This is a genomic window from Pseudomonas sp. MDT1-17 (assembly GCF_054898105.1).
Map to the genome: position 1 here is coordinate 2,725,328 of NZ_JBUBVM010000001.1, position 18,666 is coordinate 2,743,993.

13 protein-coding genes and 2 pseudogenes are annotated in these 18,666 nt (G+C 50.9%); 11 read left to right on the forward strand and 4 right to left on the reverse strand.

Translation table 11 applies throughout. The annotated features are described in order from the left end of the window. Positions 1-666: 666 nt before the first annotated feature. Positions 667-1,653, reverse strand: coding sequence for an AAA family ATPase (locus ACYZTX_RS12660; protein ID WP_462034306.1), 987 nt, complete (start codon positions 1,651-1,653; stop codon positions 667-669). 1,184 nt (positions 1,654-2,837) lie between these two features. Between ACYZTX_RS12660 and ACYZTX_RS12665 the strand changes: the two are divergent. From ACYZTX_RS12665 to ACYZTX_RS12680, 4 genes and pseudogenes are all read left to right on the forward strand, one after another. Beyond that, positions 2,838-3,153, forward strand: a pseudogene (locus ACYZTX_RS12665) (IS66 family transposase); the annotation flags it as partial. A 473-nt stretch (positions 3,154-3,626) separates the two neighbouring features. After that, positions 3,627-3,848: a transposase domain-containing protein gene (locus tag ACYZTX_RS12670; protein ID WP_462034307.1), complete on the forward strand. Its 222-nt coding sequence runs from the start codon at positions 3,627-3,629 to the stop codon at positions 3,846-3,848. Positions 3,849-4,366: 518 nt separating this feature from the next. Further along, a complete protein-coding gene (locus tag ACYZTX_RS12675) occupies positions 4,367-4,597 on the forward strand; it encodes a hypothetical protein (protein ID WP_462034308.1) in 231 nt (76 codons plus the stop codon). A gap of 204 nt (positions 4,598-4,801) precedes the next feature. After that, entirely contained in the window at positions 4,802-5,863 is a 1,062-nt protein-coding gene (locus ACYZTX_RS12680; protein ID WP_462034309.1) for a hypothetical protein, read from the forward strand. A 220-nt stretch (positions 5,864-6,083) separates the two neighbouring features. On the opposite strand, the gene ACYZTX_RS12685 is transcribed toward ACYZTX_RS12680, so the two are convergent. Next, positions 6,084-6,872 carry a C1 family peptidase gene (locus ACYZTX_RS12685; RefSeq protein ID WP_462034310.1) on the reverse strand — a complete coding sequence of 263 codons (789 nt, stop codon included), beginning with the start codon at positions 6,870-6,872 and terminating at the stop codon, positions 6,084-6,086. Between the two features lie 6 nt (positions 6,873-6,878). Then, positions 6,879-8,279 (reverse strand): hypothetical protein, encoded by a 1,401-nt coding sequence (locus ACYZTX_RS12690; protein ID WP_462034311.1) that lies wholly within the window; start codon positions 8,277-8,279, stop codon positions 6,879-6,881. 401 nt (positions 8,280-8,680) lie between these two features. On the opposite strand from ACYZTX_RS12690, the gene ACYZTX_RS12695 reads away from it, so the two are divergent. The 3 genes from ACYZTX_RS12695 to ACYZTX_RS12705 are packed head-to-tail and all read left to right on the forward strand — an operon-like array spanning position 8,681 to position 12,847. Beyond that, on the forward strand, positions 8,681-9,811 hold the full coding sequence (locus ACYZTX_RS12695) for a hypothetical protein (protein ID WP_462034312.1): 1,131 nt from the start codon (positions 8,681-8,683) through the stop codon (positions 9,809-9,811). 10 nt (positions 9,812-9,821) lie between these two features. Further along, positions 9,822-10,991, forward strand: a complete 1,170-nt coding sequence (locus ACYZTX_RS12700) for a hypothetical protein (protein ID WP_462034313.1) — start codon at positions 9,822-9,824, stop codon at positions 10,989-10,991. Next, positions 10,988-12,847 carry a pYEATS domain-containing protein gene (locus ACYZTX_RS12705; protein ID WP_462034314.1) on the forward strand — a complete coding sequence of 620 codons (1,860 nt, stop codon included), beginning with the start codon at positions 10,988-10,990 and terminating at the stop codon, positions 12,845-12,847. The genes ACYZTX_RS12700 and ACYZTX_RS12705 overlap by 4 nt, the downstream gene beginning before the upstream one ends. 639 nt (positions 12,848-13,486) lie before the next feature. Here ACYZTX_RS12705 and ACYZTX_RS12710 read toward each other — a convergent pair. After that, positions 13,487-14,695, reverse strand: a complete 1,209-nt coding sequence (locus tag ACYZTX_RS12710) for an RES family NAD+ phosphorylase (protein WP_462034315.1) — start codon at positions 14,693-14,695, stop codon at positions 13,487-13,489. Between the two features lie 303 nt (positions 14,696-14,998). Here ACYZTX_RS12710 and ACYZTX_RS12715 point away from each other — a divergent pair. The 4 genes and pseudogenes from ACYZTX_RS12715 to ACYZTX_RS12730 form a co-directional block, all read left to right on the forward strand. Further along, a pseudogene (locus ACYZTX_RS12715) lies at positions 14,999-15,271 on the forward strand (IS5/IS1182 family transposase); the annotation flags it as partial. A 633-nt stretch (positions 15,272-15,904) separates the two neighbouring features. Next, positions 15,905-16,264, forward strand: a complete 360-nt coding sequence (locus tag ACYZTX_RS12720) for a hypothetical protein (protein WP_462034316.1) — start codon at positions 15,905-15,907, stop codon at positions 16,262-16,264. A gap of 16 nt (positions 16,265-16,280) precedes the next feature. After that, entirely contained in the window at positions 16,281-17,684 is a 1,404-nt protein-coding gene (locus ACYZTX_RS12725; RefSeq protein ID WP_462034317.1) for a relaxase/mobilization nuclease domain-containing protein, read from the forward strand. 236 nt (positions 17,685-17,920) lie between these two features. After that, positions 17,921-18,550, forward strand: a complete 630-nt coding sequence (locus ACYZTX_RS12730; RefSeq protein WP_462034318.1) for an HNH endonuclease signature motif containing protein — start codon at positions 17,921-17,923, stop codon at positions 18,548-18,550. Positions 18,551-18,666 lie beyond the last annotated feature (116 nt).

Genomic DNA, 18,666 nt, shown 5'->3' on the forward strand with positions numbered 1-18,666 from the left:
CAAGCTTGCGAGAGCGGGTGGGGTTCGCTGCTGTAGGAGAGGTAATGGTCGGCGGTGGTCGTGCGGGGTTTCTTTCTGTGAGCGTCGATCGTCGTCAAGATTAATTTCCGAAACCTCTATTTGCGCATACAGGTAGGGGTTCAGTTTTTTGGCTGCCTGTAAAGGCGCAGATTGAGCTTCCTTGAGTGTAAGGGTTGCAGGTCTGTTCTGCCGCTCCCTTGGTCACCTCGCCGCTCATCATTGACTTTAGCACTCTGTCTATCCAAATTTTTTCGACCCTCTCCGCCAGAGCCGGCTTTGCCGGAATGTAGCCAGTGGGGTGATTCTATGGGGTCACCTATTAGTGTTGGGCTTTGATATTTTCAATGTTGATATTATTTAAATACGATATTCGTTCTTGGCTGATAAAATTCCCGAATCTAATGGGCTCTGTAGCAGACCGCCCTCTGGATCCCTTTCAGCACCGTGGATGCGGTTTTTTTGTAAACAATAAAATTTTTTTTTGTTTTTTTTTGTCCCGCCCCCCATTTATAACGGGGGAGAGTTTTAGAGAGGGGGGTGACCTTAGACAATTCGCTCTTTAGGGGGGATGTGTCGTATGTCCATTGACAGTATTCGATCAGCCAACATCGGACGACATTCATGCTAAGGGGGGCTGTACCGCTTCTAAACAGCACAGACCTGATTCGATTTGAGATACGTGTACTCGACCGCTTTGCCTGCGCGTTGGCTAGTCAGCAGGCCTTTCTCAACGCCTTCTTTGAGCAGCCTTTCAGCAGTCTTGATCGACTGACTCCCTTTCAACGCATCTATCAGGACGGTCTTTGTCAGCGTGCTCTCAACTCCGAAAGCAACTGACAATTTTGATTCAATAGAGACCTTTTGTGGTGGCAACACGGCCGAAAAAGACAAGTCGTCATTGCCTACCAAATGCATTCGTTCTGCCATATTGATATCGCGACCGGAAAGACTCAGTCGATAATCGTTTTTTGCTTCGTTTGGACGTACGATTGAGAGAACACCATTTACTTCGCCATGGATTGCGGACGCGCCACGCATGGCACCGGCACCCATGGCGCCACCCTGAAATTGGGGTTTTTTGTCGTGGTGGACCACAATGTGTGCGACTCCTGCGCACAATTTTCGAAACGCGAGCATTACTTGGGCCATTTCGCCGTTGTCATTTTCTTTGGCAATGTGGCACCTGGTGAGTACGTCCCATACGATCAGATCCGGCTTGATTGTATTGATATAGGGGGTGACCTTGGCTAGATCATCTGAGTTAAGTACGTTTATGTTCATGAAGTCTTTACATATGAAAAGATTGGCGTTGTTTGACATTTTTTCACGATCGTTACCATGAAGCCGTAGGGCCCGGCTACCGCAACTACGTTCTGACATTTCCATGTCCATATAGAGCACTTTTTGGTGGCCGTTAGCTTTGAATCCAATGCACTCTGAATTCAAGCTTGCTGCTACAGCGAGTTGAAGAGCGAGTCTTGATTTTCCTGTCTTTGGGGCGCCGGATATTATCCACTGCTCTCCACGCTCGATGAGGCCTTGAATGATCCATTCGGGTTTTTTGTCAGCGTCTTTGAGCACTTTGCGCATGTTGCACCGTGCAAGAATTTCTTCAGCGGTCATCATGGTCATGGAATGTCCTGGTAGGAGTGTCGTATGGATATGCCAAACGGCAATTGTTTAAGGGTGGTTTAAATGTGGCTGGTTATGTAAGTGTGTTGCAGGAACCCGCCACCCTGGTCTTAAATCAAAGACAAGCGAGCGCCATTGAAATAGCCAGATTATAAGTACCCGAGGCGGGCTGCAAAAAGTCGAAAAGAGCCTGATTCTCGCATTCACGTGAACACGAAAATTTGGTCGATTAAGGACTGAAGATGACTATAAGTCTTTCGATAAACTGAATTTTGAAGTGGGGCTTTGCTGGATGCTTGGAAGGCTTTTTTGTGCTGGCATATGACTTACCTCATTTGCTTGAGGTTTCCCATAATAAGCCGCTCTCATATGACCGTCAATGAACTTATTTTTTTGTCAAGTGTTGTTTTGGTATTGTTTTTTCTAAAACTCCCGGCGGGCTTGGTCGTATTTGACCCCTTAGGAAGGCAAAAAATTTTAGCTGCCAAGTGTCGTTGAGATTTGAATGGTTGAAAGGGCAGGTTTTCGTTAAAAACCGGGGGTGTGAAGATGAAACTGTTTAGCCGTTCGGTGAACTCCTGGATGCTGGACGCTCATCGCCCGGTGGAATTGCCCATTTTTGCGCAGTTTTCTCATTGCACGGTCGTGGGTAGAGTCTCGTGAATATACCCAAACACTCAATTAGACCGCACCATTTCGGGGATGCCACGACCAGTAATGATGACTCTGGAGCGCATCCGCATACTCAATCCACGATCCCAGGACAAAAAAAGCAGGTTGCCAAGGCGCTAGAGAGCATTTCGAGCATAGGATTGAAACGGCCTATTACGATCACCTCCAGCACCTACGAGCATCCCAGCCACCTTTTCGGACTAAATGTTCGGGCACGCTCGTTACTAGGCCAGTCGTTTGTGCGCTTGGGCGAGCGAGAGCGATCGTACGTGATTGTTAGCACAACTGTGGCCGACCCGCTTTTGAGCTTGTAGAAACCTTGCTCGCCGTAAACATTCGAACAGTCGTGCCTCGACGCTTCGGGAAAGCCGCGGCTCCGCAGATCGAAACACTACCTGGGGGGACACACTCGGGCTGGTGTTTTCCTTTTTCAATTAGCGGGGTACTCAGCGCTGGCGCTGTCTGTCTCTGAGCGATGCATTTGGTTTCTACTGGCGCGGACGGGGTAGCTCAAGGGCAAGACCGGACGTGCCGATATCGCGTTGACGATGGTCAACAAGCTGTACGACATCGAGCGCGAACTCAGGGACACCAGCGATGAGCAGCGTTTTACTGGCCGCCAGGAAAAGAGTCTACCGGTCCTGACCCAACTGAAAAACTGGCTGGATAAAACGCAGCCACTGGTCACGGCACAAAGCGTGCTGGGCAAGGCGGTGAATTATCTGGCCAACAACTGGAACCGGCTGGAGCGCTACGTGGAGGCTGGGTTTTTACCGATCAACAACAACGCCGCCGAAAAGAGCGATAAAGCCGTTTGTGATCGGGCGCAATTATGCGAGGTCGGAAATTATGTCAGGTATGCGGCGGCGGTGGCAGCGTGCCTGGCTGCTCACCATTGTCGGCTTTGCATAATTTCAGAGACTTCACAGAAACTTGAGCAGGGCGTCAGTCGGGCTATAGCGCGTGGGCTAGCGCCCTGGTGGGTCGATGGCGGCAAGCACATTCAGCGCTGCTTAACGGGCTGTCGTTGATTGCGTGGTGGCAAGAAAGTCTCGCCAGGTGTTGATCCGCAGGTATGGTGCGCTCCAGTAGAGGGGGCTGGATCTACAGGAAACCACCGAAAATTATGGCGTGCCCTAAACGCGTCAGGAGACCCGGAAAGCAGGCGGGCTATGCGATAACAAAACCGGGCATGGGCGAACTGAGCATAATTTCCGACTGCGGATAATTGCGTTTATGCCAAGCTTGGCATAATCGCAAGGCATGGCTGTTCAGCGATAGGCTCAAAGGCGCCACCGCCAGTGCGCAAATCGACCGCCAAGGTCAACGGCCAAGAGCCCTATGCGTGGCTGCGCGACGTCCTGGGGCGACTGCCGCAGTGGCGGACTACGAAGCGTTGCTGCGGTGGAACTGCTCGCCAGAGATGCCTCGGTAAAAACTACGCGCTTCTGGCGGTAGGTGTAGTTCATGGACCGCGTACGGTTGTTCCTCATCCTTTGGGGGGCTCTTTTTTAAAGGCATAGGCCTTCCTCGTGACGCCGTACTCGCGTAAATCTGCGATTGCACTTTTTTGCCTGAACCTGAAGCAGCGATATTTTGGCTGCTGCGTCGGCATAAACGCTGAACGCAGTGTCGAACACAGGGACATACATCACTTGCCCACATATCAAGTACATCCCAAGCGATATGCGTCAATTACCGGCCGTGGAATTTCGAGCTTTATTCCAAAGGTTGGTTTTGCGGACGCTGACATCCCTTTGATCCCAGTCTTTGTCGGCAACGTGCCCTCGGGCGAATTTTATTCAGCCTGCTGTCATGTATCGACCTTGCATATCTAAACCTGATTACACAGCTGTGTAATCGTTGTGCGTGTCGCGATGACTGGGCATTGAATCAACCCCTGATTACACAGCTGTGTAATCGCTGTGCAATTCGCGATGACTGGGCAATGAATCAGCCCTTGATTACACAGCTGTGTAGGGTGCCGGCTAGTAACGACGCCTATACTGCGCTGGCAAAGTAAAAGGAAATGGTGGATTCGATGAGTAAGGATAGGGATAGCAGGGGAGACCAGAGCCTGGGTGAAAAGGTAAAGGCAGGCGAACCCGTGATGGAACAGGCGGTGCAAGCATTACGCCGGTACCACGAAGCGCAAGAGACTCAGCCTGCGGAAGAAGTGGAGAAGCTGCGCCTCGAAGCGGAAGCGCTGTTCGTTGCTGTTAACGAGTATCAGCGTCAGGCCTTCGACGGGCCAGCACCTCAGTTTCATTGAGCGACACCCCGAGCAGTCGACCCATAGCTGCTGGTTGGCACCGGCAGAATTAGCCAAAAGTGGCCAGTCGGGAGCGTCGACGAAACTAGGGGCAATTCACTACGACTTCAAAGACTCTCGCAGTGAAATGGCATTTCGCCACTTCCTCCTAACCAGATAGACTTATCGCTTGTAAAAATATCAAGTGATAGGGAATCAAACCGAATGAACTCACGCCTTATGCCACGCCTTATGCCGCTGGTGGTGGTTATCTGCTCGGTGATCTGGCTGATTACCAGCGTCCAGGTGCTGCTGGTCAGCGCCAACAGTCAATACTGGCGGGAAGTGCTGGGCTCGCTGATGGCCATAGCCGGCCTGAATAGCTATCTGACGGCGGTGATCGAGGATTTCGGACGCTGCATCAAGGCCGTCACGCTGCGTATCACCCCAGCCGGTGATGTGGTCTGTCTGCCGTATCTGCAAGGGCTCTGGTCCAAAGGCGCGACCAGTGACACCGTGGCGGCGCGGGGCCGACTGGCCCGGCTGGTGCGTGACGGTCGCCTAGAGTTGGTGCATATCGATGCACAGGTGTGGGAGGTGCGCAAGGAGGCGCGGCGTGCTCAGGGGGTGAATGTCGACCGAGGTGACGCGCCTGGCGACCATCTGTTCGCGAAGTTTCGTGCGGGGCTCACGGAATTTTCTGCCCGCTGTAACGCCTTGATGCTCCCCTTCGTGCAGAACCCCGAGGACGCGGAGACACGAATGGAGCGACTCCTCAATGATGACGAGATCGCCGAGGTCTGTCTGGGCCTGGTCCGTCATGCCTATCACCTGCAAGGGGCGGAGAGCTGGGAGGCAGACGGCCACAGCAGTAACTCCTTTTCGCCTTGGGGTATTCATGCTAACCATAAAGAGCGTCAGGTGTTTCGCTTCTACCTCTCCGATGTGTCGGTCAAAGAGATGGCGCAACGGTACGAGATAGAGCCCGACGATCTGATCGGCCCCAAGCTGGATCTGCACCGGTACCCGGAGTCGGTGATCGTCCGAGACTTCCTGCCAGGCTTGCTCTGCTGGTCGTATTTGTTCAAGGAACATATTCGTAGCAAGGGTGGCATTCTCGAGCGTATCGAAGATAACTACTGGCCGCTGATCTACTGGAGCATCGAGATCCGCGTTCCGCTAAAGGCGCACCACGATCCGGTTGCGGGCCATCACTTGGCCGAGGTGCTCAAGAAGGCAAAAACTGACGAGGAAAGTCAACGCGAAGACATACATGCCCCGGTCTGAATCTGGCGTCTGGAGCTAGGCTGGGGGCACGAGGCTCTGTCCGTGAAGCCCCGGGTCTCTGCCCGCTCGATGTAAAAACAGCTCCTTGCTGAGCTGTTTGCGTTTTCGGCGCTCTCTCCACCGACAAAAAAATTTGAAAGCTACGTGCTAAGTCTAAAAGACTATGCACGCTCATGATCGCCTCATTGAGTCAGTTGAAAGTGGTTTCAGCCTGTCTAGGTTAATGATCATGCGGGTGGTTAACCTCAATGAGGCCCCAAAAATTACTAGCATTCTTTGGATTCGCTATGAAATTAAACGGCATGTATCCGTAACCTTGGTCCCCCCATCCGCTTCCCATGCAGTTTTGAAAGATTATAAAACCAGGATTAAAACCAACAGCAACTACAGCATGTTCATATAGTTTTTTTTCACCTTCCTTTGGAATTGGAATAACCCCAGTTTGAATGGCCTCTTCTGACTCAAAGCTCTCACGCACATATATTCCAAATACAAATGGTCGTTTAGATGCCAGAAACGATGTCAAGGCAGATATACTTTGGCCTAGAGGTTTAGATTTTATAGTTCGATGGAAGGCGCCGTCGTCATAGCAATTTTCTGATGGTTTGTCCGGGGCGTAAGCGGTTATATATGGCCACATTTCCTCTGGGCATACGCCATATTTTTCAAGTGCGCTAAATGCCAGGCTTATTTCTACACCATTATCAACTCCAATATTATTTGTTAAGCGGAGGGCATTGTGGTGTAGGAAAAGTCTGGATGGTTCGAATACTTTGTGTCCTTGTTGTTGTTGGCATATTTGATGCGCTGTTGCCAGTGCATTAGCTGTACAGCTACTAAGATTTTCTTGATCGAATATTGGTATGTCGTTGCTTCTTAAATCAACTGTCTCAATGCCAAGTTGTAAAGAGATGTCAAGTTGTAGAGAGTAGCTATGATCTACCGGGGCTTGAGGTTCCGGTATCCAGCCTGAACGGTATTTCCTGCGACGTGAAGGAGTTTTTTTCATTTTATATTACTCATACTGAGGGCATGCTGGTGGCATTCCGACTGCAATTCCTGCCTCGTTAGCAGCGAAGCAGGCTTCGACTAGCTTTATATGGGCATCTAACTTTTCATCCTGCTTTGACGTTGAGGTGTAAGCGTATTTGGCTACGTTTAATTTGCTCAGCGCGAGACTGTACGTATAGAGTAATGTTCTGTCCTCTGTATCATTAGCTTTTTCAGTTGCTTCCTTCGCATCTGGAAGCTTGGACTTGAATTCTTTCTTCAAATCGTCTGACGCAGCACCCAATATACCAGCGAGCTTTTGGCCATATATGTTCGCATTTCTAGTTTCGGTTAGTATCGTTTTAGTAACAAACAATCCTGTTGGTTGCTTCGTTCCTTCAAGCGCAAACGCTTTATTGCATTGATCTTTGTAGTTCCAATCTATGCATATTTCCTCAGCCCATTTTTTAACTTCAGAAGAAAGATTGGCTCGCAATATTCCTTCTTCAAGTCGTCTTGATGCAGTGCTTTTATCAATGGCACATCGTTCGCTTCGTACTCGTTGCTTGCTCGGAATGTTTAGATTGTCATTTGATTCGGCATCACAGTAGTTTTTGAGTAATATTTTCACGGTCGCCAAGTCTAACGGGTCAGGCTTTTGGTTGCTTATAGCATGCTGGCCCGCAGTATTTTCTAGTTCTTTCTTCTGCCTTTTAAGCACTCCAAGGGCAAGTAAATATGGGGCCGCCGCCTTTGCTTGTTTGTCTCGGCTTCCATTGGCATCTTCTAAAACCTCCGGATATGGAATTGGATCGCTATACGCCGTTTCTAATCGATAGTCTCCAATTTTGATTTCTGTATCTTCTTTTATTTGTTCAAATGTGAATGTTGCTGACCCGTATGGGGTCGCTGCTGCCGGGGCATAAAGAGATACGGAAATACTGTGATCACCAGTTTTAGATAGCCAGTTACCAATTTCAAGCTTGCTCGCTTTGAAATACCTAGGTTCAAGCCTGAAATAATCGCTATTGGGGATAGCCTTTCTTTCAACCTCTAAACGAAAATACTCTTTGGTTACATTTTGCCCTTCAAACTCGCCACGTATTACGACCAAGCAACTATCCATTCGGTTTAATGAAAGCTCTCCGGAGTTATTCACTTCGTAAAATAAACCAGTGGAGGTGGAAGTCGTGAATTGTTTCGTCTCAGAGTCACTTGCTGCTTTTAACGAGGCTGCTGTGTGGTCGACGACAGCGTCAATAACGGCCGGGGCGAGTATCGCTGCAATGGGTGCGATACCAGGTCCGGCCTTTGCGTTGGGACATGCTTGTTCCCAAGTGCTACGTGTTTGAACAGTAGGTGCCGAATAAACTGACTGAGCGAGCAATGCAAAAACAATAGAACTTATTGCTTTTAGTGCTTTCACGAGCTGACCCCTGTTCAAGTTTATTGGCTTAAAAAATACACAGCTTTTCGCTGATATCGAGCTTCTCTAGCCGATTACTTTTATGGCTGGTAGATTCTTAGCGTAGTCGTGGTTTGATGGGTGTCCAGTCGAGTTCTCGCTCGAAGCGATCGGTTATGTGTCCGCTAAGTCCAAGAGCGATTCAGCCCAGAGTTGCGCTCCAATGTGCCAACAGCCGAAATTTATTAAGTGACGATGTGGTAACGCGAATATTTAGCATAAGGCTGAAAGGTTATTTCGCTTGGCTATAAATCATATTTCAAATCAACGGCTCGGTAAAAGCTGGGTCCGTGGATGACAATGGGGAACTGTGCTACAAGACATGTACCTTAAGCGCATGGACATCGTTCAGGGAGGAACAAATGGCACAACTAGTGTTCGTACATGGTGTCGCAACGCGCGACACGCTGGAGTATCAGGACGCGATCGCAAACCGTGACAAGCTGTTTCGCGAATTGCTGTTCACCGGAAGTGACGTCACGATCCACTCGCCAATATGGGGCAAGTTCGTCCCCCCAATCTCACAAGATGTTTTCGGCACCGATAAGGGAGTGGGGACCTACGCTCTAAATGTGGGCGCGACTCCAGGGCTTGGTGGTGGTCTTATGGGGGGCGGGCAGGCGGGGGGCACATCCGATGTTTCGATTGGTGCTGTAGGGAAGCAGGATCCCATAGCGGCGCTTGACGCCATTTGCTCAGAAATAGCCGACCGGGCTGCGCGCGAGAGACGAGACCTCAAGCCGGAGGAACTTCAGGCGTTCCGCAAAGCTTCCGATCTCATCGCCACGGGCAAAGCCTCGACCGCGTTCGTTGGTGATGCCAACTCACAGACAATCGCGGATCAACTAAACGTCGGGGCGCCGACAGCGTACGGCATCGGAAGTCTGATCAGCGACGCCATCTCAGCCGTCACGGATCGGGTGCGCAACGCGGCGTCGACGCTCGGCTTTGGCGCTATCAGAGACAGCCTTAGCCCCGCCATCGGTCTCTTCATCGGTGACGTCTTCGTCTACCTGAAGGAAGGGGAGGATCGCCAGAGAATCCGAAGCGAAGTCGGGGAGGCTCTAGCCAAGGCTCATGAGGGGGCCAAGGCGGGCAAGGGCCCCCTCGTGGTCGTCGGGCACAGCATGGGTGGCGTCATTCTCGTCGATATGCTGACAAATCCAGCTTTGGCGGGCCTCCCTGATGGGTTCAAGGTCGATGCCCTTCTGACTGTTGGCTCGCAGCCCGGCTTCTTCGCCGCTCTCGATCTTCTCGCGCACAACCTTCCGGCCGGCTCGCAGCGTCGCAAGCCCGACTGCGTCAAGCACTGGCTCAATGTCTTCGACCCGATCGATCCTCTGGCCTTTCGAACGGAGAAGATCTTCAAGGACGCGGTCGACTTCGCGTTCAACTCCGTGACGGGGATTACGGAAGCGCATTCGAAGTACTTCCAGCGGCCGCAGTTTTATGCACGCTCGCGCGAGCGTCTCCAGGGATTCGGGATATTGTGAGGTCGAACCAATGCCACTGCCACTGCTGCTCGATCGCCCCATCCAAGGCCCCAAGACCCACGCCTTCATCATCGGCGTGGGCAATTACCCGCACGCGAGGGCAGGCCATGGTGTTCAGGATAACCTTCGCAGGGTTCCCAATCTCCCCAGCGCTGCGGACAGCGCCAAGCTCATGTGCGACTGGTTGCTCGAAAACCAGGACAGGCTTGCCGCTCCGCTCGCGACTCTCGACGTACTGATTTCAGATCCGGAGGATCCCAATGGCCGCTACCCGTGGGCCCGAGGGCCGGTTGACACAGCCACCGAGGTCAACGTCTCGGCCAGGGGACTACAATGGTACGATCGCGTCGTTGCCGAACCGGGCAACATCGCGTTCTTCTATTGCTGTGGGCATGGCGCGTCGCATCTCCAGCAGCCGGTCTTGTTCCTCGAAGACCTAAACCAAAGCCCGGTTAATGTATGGAAGCACATAAATTTGGGCTCACTCGCGCATGCGCTGAGAAAGAGCCAGTCCATCTCCGCCGCTTTTTTGTTTTCCGACGCGTGCGGTCAGTTTGTGCCCGAGTTCGAACTTGGGATGGCACAGGATTGCCGTTTCTTCCCTAACCCCAACCTGTTCGCAGCATGCCGCAACCAGGTATCGCTGCTATGCGCCGCCGCCGAGGGCCAACTGGCCTACGAGGGCGAGGGCACGGACGGCAGTGCTCTCAAATTCGGACGCTTCACCCAGGCGGTGCTGAAAGGGCTGAGCGGCTCATCTGCGCGGTGGTCCAGGAACCGTTGGGGCGTCAGCTCTCGCGACTTGCTTGGTGATCTCAAATCTCTGCGCCGCGTCTTTTTCAGCCACTGGGACGAGAACCACCCCTTCGAACCCTACCAGGCTGTCACGCCGACGGATCCGATCTCGATCGTGTTTCCCGACGAGTTCGAGCTGCCACTCGTCATCATGACCGATCCGCCGGACCGGATGTCCCACTACAACTTCGTCATCAGCCAGAAGAACGATCCGACACTGCCTTGGCTGAAGAACAGAGATGCGGGTGACCCGAACGCTTGGTGTACAACGGTTCCACCTAGCTGCAATGCGCTCTATGCCATAGCGGTCAAGGGCGCCGAACACTATCCGCTGCTATTCCAACCCAACGGGCCTTTGTTCGATCAGTGGGTGTCCGTGCCATGAAAACGAGCCTGCATTTCGAAGCGCCGAGCGACCTTTCCGTTGGGACCGTTCAGATTAAGGGCGAGGGGCAAACGATTGCCGATTGGGTCGCGACCCCCGATAATCGCACCTTCCTGCGGGACGATTTGAAGCCCGGTATCTATTCCTGTGTAATCAGCCCTGCCGGCGTTTCGCCCCAGTCCGTCGTTTTCGAAATCCACGAGGGACAAGCCAACAACGTGCTCCTGCCGTCCTTTTCGGCACTCTCTTCGTCCGGCAGCAACACGAGCTTCTTCAATACGGACAGCCAGCAAACGGTTGCGGAAGTGCCGTATTTGGTGAACCTGAACGTCCTCGAAAAATTGGATCTGCTTCCGCATCAGAGCGAGGCCTTCTCTGGCCTCGTCAGCGAGAAGATCCTCGATTCCAAACGTTCGCGGCAGATCGACATCTCCAAAGAGAGGAAGCGCATCTCCATCGGTCTGTCGGAAGAAAAACACGGCCGCGAGACCTTCGATACGTTCCGATGCCAATCGAAGATGGAGCTGTTCTCCGGGCGGCTGGAAATCGAGATCCCGACGGACCTGTGTCGCGATCACTGGGCTGGCCATCGGGTCAGGCTATCGGCCGCCATCGAGCAGGTACGGGTCGAAAGATGCCTTCTCCCACTCTATCGTGGCGGGACGAGGATCACGATAGCGGCACCGCCCTTCGCGCCCTCTGATCTTGAACTCGGCATCATGCCGGTTGATCCAAAGCTGCGAGCCCTCGTGCGGGCATTGGATACCGGAACTTCCGCCGAGGTGATCGCGGTTCGCGACGATGTACTCGGCAAGAGTGATCCGGCCGCCTTGCTCGCCGACCAGGCTGATCCCTGGGCTGCGATTCTCGTGGGGCTTCTTGCGATCCGCTTTCCGGAGGTGTTCCCGCCGATCGATTCGGCATGGGCTGACAAGCTTGTCGAGCGGGCCGGCTGGGCCTTCGACGCACATGTCATTCGAGCCAGCCAGGCGCTTTCCGTAGCACGTGACACCTCTCCTGAGGCTCAGGACGAAGCCGTCGCTGAAGCCGTTGCTTTTCTCGCCAAGGCGCAGGTCGCGGGATCGCCCTACTACCGCTACACCAACCAGCTATTCGCGGAGATGGCGGCAGGCATCGCCGACTATCTCAAGACGAACAAGCCTCGCGTCGATCCAGCCGCTGTGAAGAGATTCGATCGGCTTTATGGCCGCTGGTATCGCGAGCTTCCACTGCAACGTGGCGCGGGATCGACGTTCACCTGGCTTGCACGCGATCAGGCTGCGTTGAAAAAGCACAAGGTCCTTGTGCCGTACCGGGACTCGTCCGGAAAGCTGCGACAGAGAGATTCTTCGATCATATTTGAAGGGCAGGTGAGCGCCGGCCAGATCGCGATCATCGGAGGAGGCCCAAACGCCTTTCAGCACTTACCGAACGAGGGCACTTCCAGTGTCGTCGAGCCGGAGTATGGCTTTTCCCAGATGCCAGCGCTCGGCCGAACTCCGGGACCTCACGACGACCCCAACAAAGGTAGGTTCGGCGGGCAGACCAGTCGTAGGGGGGTTCACCTGACAGCGGCATTCGAACCGACGAAAAGCCGCAACTGGGTCACGATCATCCTTACGTTGGAGGCCGAGCGGTCAGTCGAAATTGGGCTCGGCGACTTCGCATGGTTCGTTCTTCACCCGACCTTCTCGCCGTCAGCACTGAAAGTTACGTTTCGAGGAAGCCGCGCCCAACTGCGCATCCAGGCGTGGGGTGGATTCACCGTAGGCGTCTGGCTGCCTAAGGCCGGTCTCGAACTCGAATGCAATCTCGCGCAGATTGAGGGAGCGCCCCAAATCATAAAAATGCGGTGATCCTGAACTGAGATGCGACTGGCAGTAAATCGTAAAGTGGTACGAGCGAACGTATTCGCGCACAACAGTTGTCCGAAAGATTGCTGCGACGGTAACCGCCGTCGTGACGGTCAGGTCGAGCGCGATACAGCCGCTCATTGGCGGTGCTTCCGATCGCGAGCGCGGCGAGTATCTGGAAAAAGGTTACAATTTATTTTCCTTACTCTAAATGTCTGTTTCTGGCCGAGGCTGTGTAAAAACGCAGACACCGCTTTGACGTGTACGTTGCTACGTAAAATCTGCCCGCATTTGGCTAGTCAGCTGACCTGGAACTTTCGTAGGAGTGCGATTTTTATTCCGGTTCAGACCGAGAAACCTACTCAAAAACGTTTTTACACAGCCTCGGTCGAGAGCGGACAGTGCCAAGCGGTAGCTTTTGACTCCAAGCGGACTTATTAAAGGACAACTGACGCTGGGGTGCCGGAGTGAATGCAAAATCAGCTCGGTTGCAGGGTGATAAGCGCATCTGGCCAGCCTTGGCCATATATGGGCAGCCACTTCATAGCAAAGCTTTTGCGGCGTAGTCCGCCCCCCCGAAAAAACTTTAATATCTCAGAAGAAATTGGCCGCGGGACCTATTGGTCATTACTCGCAGCTAGATTAAAGTTTGAATTTTATACGATAATCTAGCGCCCCGTCAAAATCCTCGGCGTCGGTTACAACCGCCTTAATATGGTGAACTTTTAAAGACAACTCTTTGAATGCGAGCGTCGGGGGAGTGGGATAGAACTCATCGAGTGGCTTTGTATCCAAAATGCAGTTTTCTGGAAAGATTACGAAATTCTGTCCAATCAGACCAGTTTGAACCGATGGGAATGCGAGTCCTGCCACTTGATCACTGAATCGGTCTCTTAGGTATTCAAAAACAACTTGAGTTGCCAAGTAGGCTAATTCATCTTTTTTAGTGTTCGGCTTGGACATTTTCTTTACTAGTTTCTTTAAGAAGCTATGCGCATTGTTAGCTTTCGTGTAACCGGGATCAAAAGGGTGTAGGTCTGGTTTGCTCATACTTTCCAGCCTAGACAAATCCAGGAAGTCCAAATAGGATGTTGGTACAAATGCTCCAGAGACCATTATGTCGCCAGCCAAAGGGCGTAATTCGCTAAGGCAAGTTTGTCTATCGCGAGCACAATACATCGCAGAAATGCCTCGCGGCGTCATACGTTGACTCGAGGCGAGTTGTTTAGGTGTAGGGCCAAGCTGGACTATCGGATCTTTTTCAATTTCCTGTAAACTCTTGAAACCATCGGCTTTGCGTGCCCTATACAGTAAATCAACATTGGTAAGGCGGATAATAACTTCGGAACTTAAGTTGTTATCGTTGCACGAAAAATTGAAAAGCGAGTCGAGGAAATCTTTTGCGTTAGAGTTGAAGAATCGTTGGTGGTGGTGAACACTCCATTCAAAATCATTCCACTCTACCTCATATGAGTTATTTTCCAGGCTGCCGTCGTCTAGGTAGTAGAATTGGTTTTCACCAAGTTCTGGTTCCAAGACCTCTACAAGCTTCTCGACAAAGTCTGGATGTGCTAATTCGTAGGTATCTTGTAGTGGCTCCCAATACTCAACTGCTCGCGGTTCATCCGCTCCGCTTTCCATCGACATGTAGTAATCATATGGTGACAGGGTGTCGACAGGGCTGTAAGACTCTACGAATCGGTCTCGTATATATGAAATGAGACTTTTTTCATCGCACGCATTTCCTTGTGCTCCGCAATAGGTGCATTTAGAGAAATGGCCAGATTCAACAACAAACCTTTTCAAAGGCGGGATTAAAACACATCTATCGCAGATCATGATCCAACTCATTATGAAGTTGTTGGGACGGCAGAATTTTAGGTTTAGCCGTTAGGATAATATTGTTAGCAACGCGAAGGAGTTTAATTTCGTGAAAAACGCGGAAACACCATTGTAATGGTGTTGCTTCTCGGCTTCTAGGTCTGCGCGACATGGGGTTCCGTTCCGCTGGGTGGCGGCTTCCAAGCTCTCAACCTGAGATCCTTCTGTCAATCATGAAGTCGAATTCGTTTGCCGGTAATCGGGCGCCCAGATTGTTGTAGCTGAACGACCGTATATGGACTCCTCCTCGTTGCAAGCCTCCTTTGCTTTGGCGCCCGTGCCGTGCGTGAGTACCTTGAGGCACTCGATGAAGAGGCCTTGGCCGAAACGCTACCGAAGCGCCTATCGCTGACTGATCCTCAATCCCGCTGGACCGCTGCTCCGGGAGGCCCTGCGTTCTTCGCCTATTCCACGAACTATCTGATCGATACCGAACACGGTGTAATCGTGGATGTGGAACCAACACCTGCTCATCGAACGGCCGAGGTCGAGACCACCAGGACAATGGTTGATGGTGTCGAAGAGCAGTTCGACATCAAACCGGAATGCGGACTCAATATCAATTAACGGAAAGTCTCTTGAGTCGCGGAAAGCTTTTGCCGTGAGCATTCTGGAGTGCGAGATATTACTGAGTGATTACACCGCTGGTCGCATCTCTCCAAGGCTGCTAAGGAAAAAGAGGGGGCTGCGTTGTCTGCTCAATATGCTAAAGTTTTACTGAGAGTGCATGCTCGCTTATCTGGGTACTCCACATTATTCCATGCCGACGCATGGATTTAACGGTATACACTTCACTTGTATTTTTCTTTATTCGAGAGTCTGTAAACTTAATGTACCTATCAACTGGGCCATTTCAGCGTCAGCTGGTTCAAGCGCGTACGTCCGCATAGCCGAATTTACGTTCTGCAATCCTTTACATATCCAAAGTATATTCAAAGCCGGATAGATTGCTAGTAAATAATTAAAGTTAATCAGCAGGGCTTCAAAAAAAGTCAATGTCGAGATGGTATAATGTATTTATTGATTTAAATTGCAAGCTATGTTTGACCCCCGCACCAAACCTCGTCCCTCAGCTTGGCGCAGTGATCAAACGCTTGTGCTCAAACCCTTCGGGTTCTGCGCGAGTTGTCAAATAATAATAATAGAATAATAAAAATAACAAAATAACAAAGGTGCTGGATGGAAAAAATCAAAAACAAGGGCGGTCGCCCAAAAAAATACAACCCCAGAACCATTGTAGCGGAAATCTATTTGACACCCGAAGAGGCCAAGGAGCTTCGAACGGCAGGGAAAGCGTTTGGGTTCGCTTACCTCTCTCAATTTATTCGCGTTGCAGCGTTTGCGCTTATAGAGCAAAAGAGCATTGGCCTAGGTTTCAAATCTGCGGCTGTCGCAGCGCATCTCGGCGCAATTGCATCAGACATCAGTTCATTGCACGAACTTTCAAGCCGTCCTGGCATGCCTGAGGCAGCATTTCTCATTTCTGGCACAGTACAAGAAAAAATCAGGAAGTTAAACAGCCTCATCCAAAAACAATAATAAGAAAGGTGGATTTATGATCAGCAAAATCAAAGAGTTTTCAAGAACGTTTCGTGAGCGGATTATTTACGAGTTCGCTGCTCGTCAGTGTGATAGAGAAAAAATCAAGCACGTTGAATTTGTCGGGGGAAATCTCATCTCAGCGAATCCTTACTACGAATTCAATGAAGCGGGTGAGCGAAGGGTGTTCGTAGATCCTGAACCCATCATTGAAGAGTTTGAAAACCACACTTCAATGTATAAGGGTGATAGCGATAAGCTGTGTGCCCACTACATCCTTTCCCTCGCCGCCGGCGAGAAGTTGTCCAGCGCGGACTGGCTGGTAGCGGTCAATCAGTACATGACTGATCTGGGCTACGACAGCTCTACGAAGTACGTAGCAGTCGTGCATCGAGACACAGAGCAAGAGCATGTCCACATAGTTGCATCACGTGTGCGGCTCGTAGAGCGCGATCCCGGCAGCCAGCGAGCTTCCATTGGGGCAAATTTTCAGCTCGTCCCAGACAGCAACGACAGGCACAAGGGGATTAGCGCAGCACGCGAGATTGAGCACAAATACGAACTTTCAACACCGAAGACAGATGGCTGGTCAAAAGAACTTCCGCGACATACAGATCCTGTGAAAGACCAAGCGCACATTATTCGAGGTATCTCCAAAGGCGTGTTTAAGGCACCAAACAGGCCTCGCACGATGTCTCAGCTTGTTGACCGGCTTGCTGAGAGGGGGATCCAAATTCGTGTCTCTGAGAGGAACGGAATAGTCCAAGGTATTAGCTATCGCCTTGATCGTCAGGACGGACGCTGGATCAGTGGGACCACAGTGATGTCAACAAAGCTGACATGGAGTGCTTTGCAACGAAACGGCGTCAGTTATTCCCCTCATCGTGACAACGTAAAGCTTGGTGTCGGTGTTGGCATAGCTCAGCCAGATGCGCAATCCGTCCGTAATGATGGCACGTTATTCCGCGTATACGTAAAACTCCCCCGGCAAACTAAAGAGTTAAAGGAGTATGTACGTAAGCGCTCGAATCGCATGAGCTTCTTCAGAAGTGATGACCTTCTCAGTACCTATCTGGGGTTCAACATTGGAATAAATTACTCATTCAGAAAGCTTAAGAAAGCCGAGGTTGAGCTTGAAAAAGAGCGCACAAGACTGAGTGAGCTGCTTCGTCAAACCATGAAGTTGCTTGAATCAATTTTGCGAAATTTATTCTCCATCTTCGAAGTACACATTGACTATCAAGCAGATACTTCTGAGTTTGTTAGGCCTGCCTTGCGACTGAGTATAGGTGTCGAAAACCTCATTCTAGCCGATGATGCTGAGGAGGCGATAAATGACCAGAGCGTAACACAGCTACAGCTTGTGGCAACGCTTTGCAAAGACGAAGCCCTCGCGCCAAAAATGAATCTTCCAAGATAACCTCGCCATTTCCCTACAGTTCCTACCAAGGAGGTCTCTTAGCTAAACGCAACGCTTAGATACTGCTAGGGTGGGCTGTCGAGTTGATGCTAAAAAGGTATCATGAGGTGAAGCTATTCAGAGATTCTAGATCGGACAAATGGTGAAAAATGTCTAAGAGATATGATGCAAGTAGGCCGCGCATACCTGGGCGAATCCGAAAGGAGCTGCTAATTGAGGCTGGTCACAGGTGCAGTGTGCGCCGTTGTACTGAGAATTTCACTTACAATGACATTCATCACATAAATGAAAATCGGGAAGATAATCGTCCAGAGAACTTAATTGTTCTTTGCCTTGTGCATCACCGTATGGCCCACGATGGAAAAATTAAGGCCGAAACTCTCAGGCAATACAAGAATGAGCTTAAAAGAGAATCTTTTTCTGTTGCGTTTGTGAGAGCTGCTGAGAGTGATCGTGCGTTCGCATTCAAGGAAATTATACTAGATATTTTGCACTATCATAATGCGGATGATTATATTTTAATACTAACAGGTGCCGGTTACGATTTCCCGATTGAAATTTTTAATAAGATTAAAGATTTTCTCTGTAACGAATTAGACTACGAGCAGAGACTGAGATCACACGACCCGGATCTCAGAGCTAAACAGGACGAAGTAGTTGATCTCCTGCAACAGATAGTTGAAGTTATCGAAGAGTCAAAGTATCGGGTTCTCGGAGATGACTACCGCTTCATGCCATGCGCGCCGCTTGATTCAAATGAATACTGGGGTCAAGTTGAAGAGCAAGATAATTTTATCGACTCTCTGGTATTAAGGGTTGTTCATATTATGCGATCAATTTCAGAGTACGCATCTGCACGCTTCTAAGGCCATATTTCATTGTCCTAAAATAAAGCCCCAGTCGCGATGTGTCAGCAGGCAGGGGCTCAGCGTTCAGGTATATTCGGGCAAAAGTTTGCATCAAAAATAGGCGGAGTAGTCCA

What these genes read in the sequence shown, in the direction of transcription:
- ACYZTX_RS12660 (WP_462034306.1), bottom strand. Translation starts at nt 1,653, where the DNA reads ATGACCATGATGACCGCTGAAGAAATTCTTGCACGGTGCAACATGCGC.
- ACYZTX_RS12675 (WP_462034308.1), top strand. Translation starts at nt 4,367, where the DNA reads ATGAGTAAGGATAGGGATAGCAGGGGAGACCAGAGCCTGGGTGAAAAG.
- ACYZTX_RS12680 (WP_462034309.1), top strand. Translation starts at nt 4,802, where the DNA reads ATGAACTCACGCCTTATGCCACGCCTTATGCCGCTGGTGGTGGTTATC.
- ACYZTX_RS12685 (WP_462034310.1), bottom strand. Translation starts at nt 6,872, where the DNA reads ATGAAAAAAACTCCTTCACGTCGCAGGAAATACCGTTCAGGCTGGATA.
- ACYZTX_RS12695 (WP_462034312.1), top strand. Translation starts at nt 8,681, where the DNA reads ATGGCACAACTAGTGTTCGTACATGGTGTCGCAACGCGCGACACGCTG.
- ACYZTX_RS12700 (WP_462034313.1), top strand. Translation starts at nt 9,822, where the DNA reads ATGCCACTGCCACTGCTGCTCGATCGCCCCATCCAAGGCCCCAAGACC.
- ACYZTX_RS12705 (WP_462034314.1), top strand. Translation starts at nt 10,988, where the DNA reads ATGAAAACGAGCCTGCATTTCGAAGCGCCGAGCGACCTTTCCGTTGGG.
- ACYZTX_RS12710 (WP_462034315.1), bottom strand. Translation starts at nt 14,695, where the DNA reads ATGAGTTGGATCATGATCTGCGATAGATGTGTTTTAATCCCGCCTTTG.
- ACYZTX_RS12720 (WP_462034316.1), top strand. Translation starts at nt 15,905, where the DNA reads ATGGAAAAAATCAAAAACAAGGGCGGTCGCCCAAAAAAATACAACCCC.
- ACYZTX_RS12725 (WP_462034317.1), top strand. Translation starts at nt 16,281, where the DNA reads ATGATCAGCAAAATCAAAGAGTTTTCAAGAACGTTTCGTGAGCGGATT.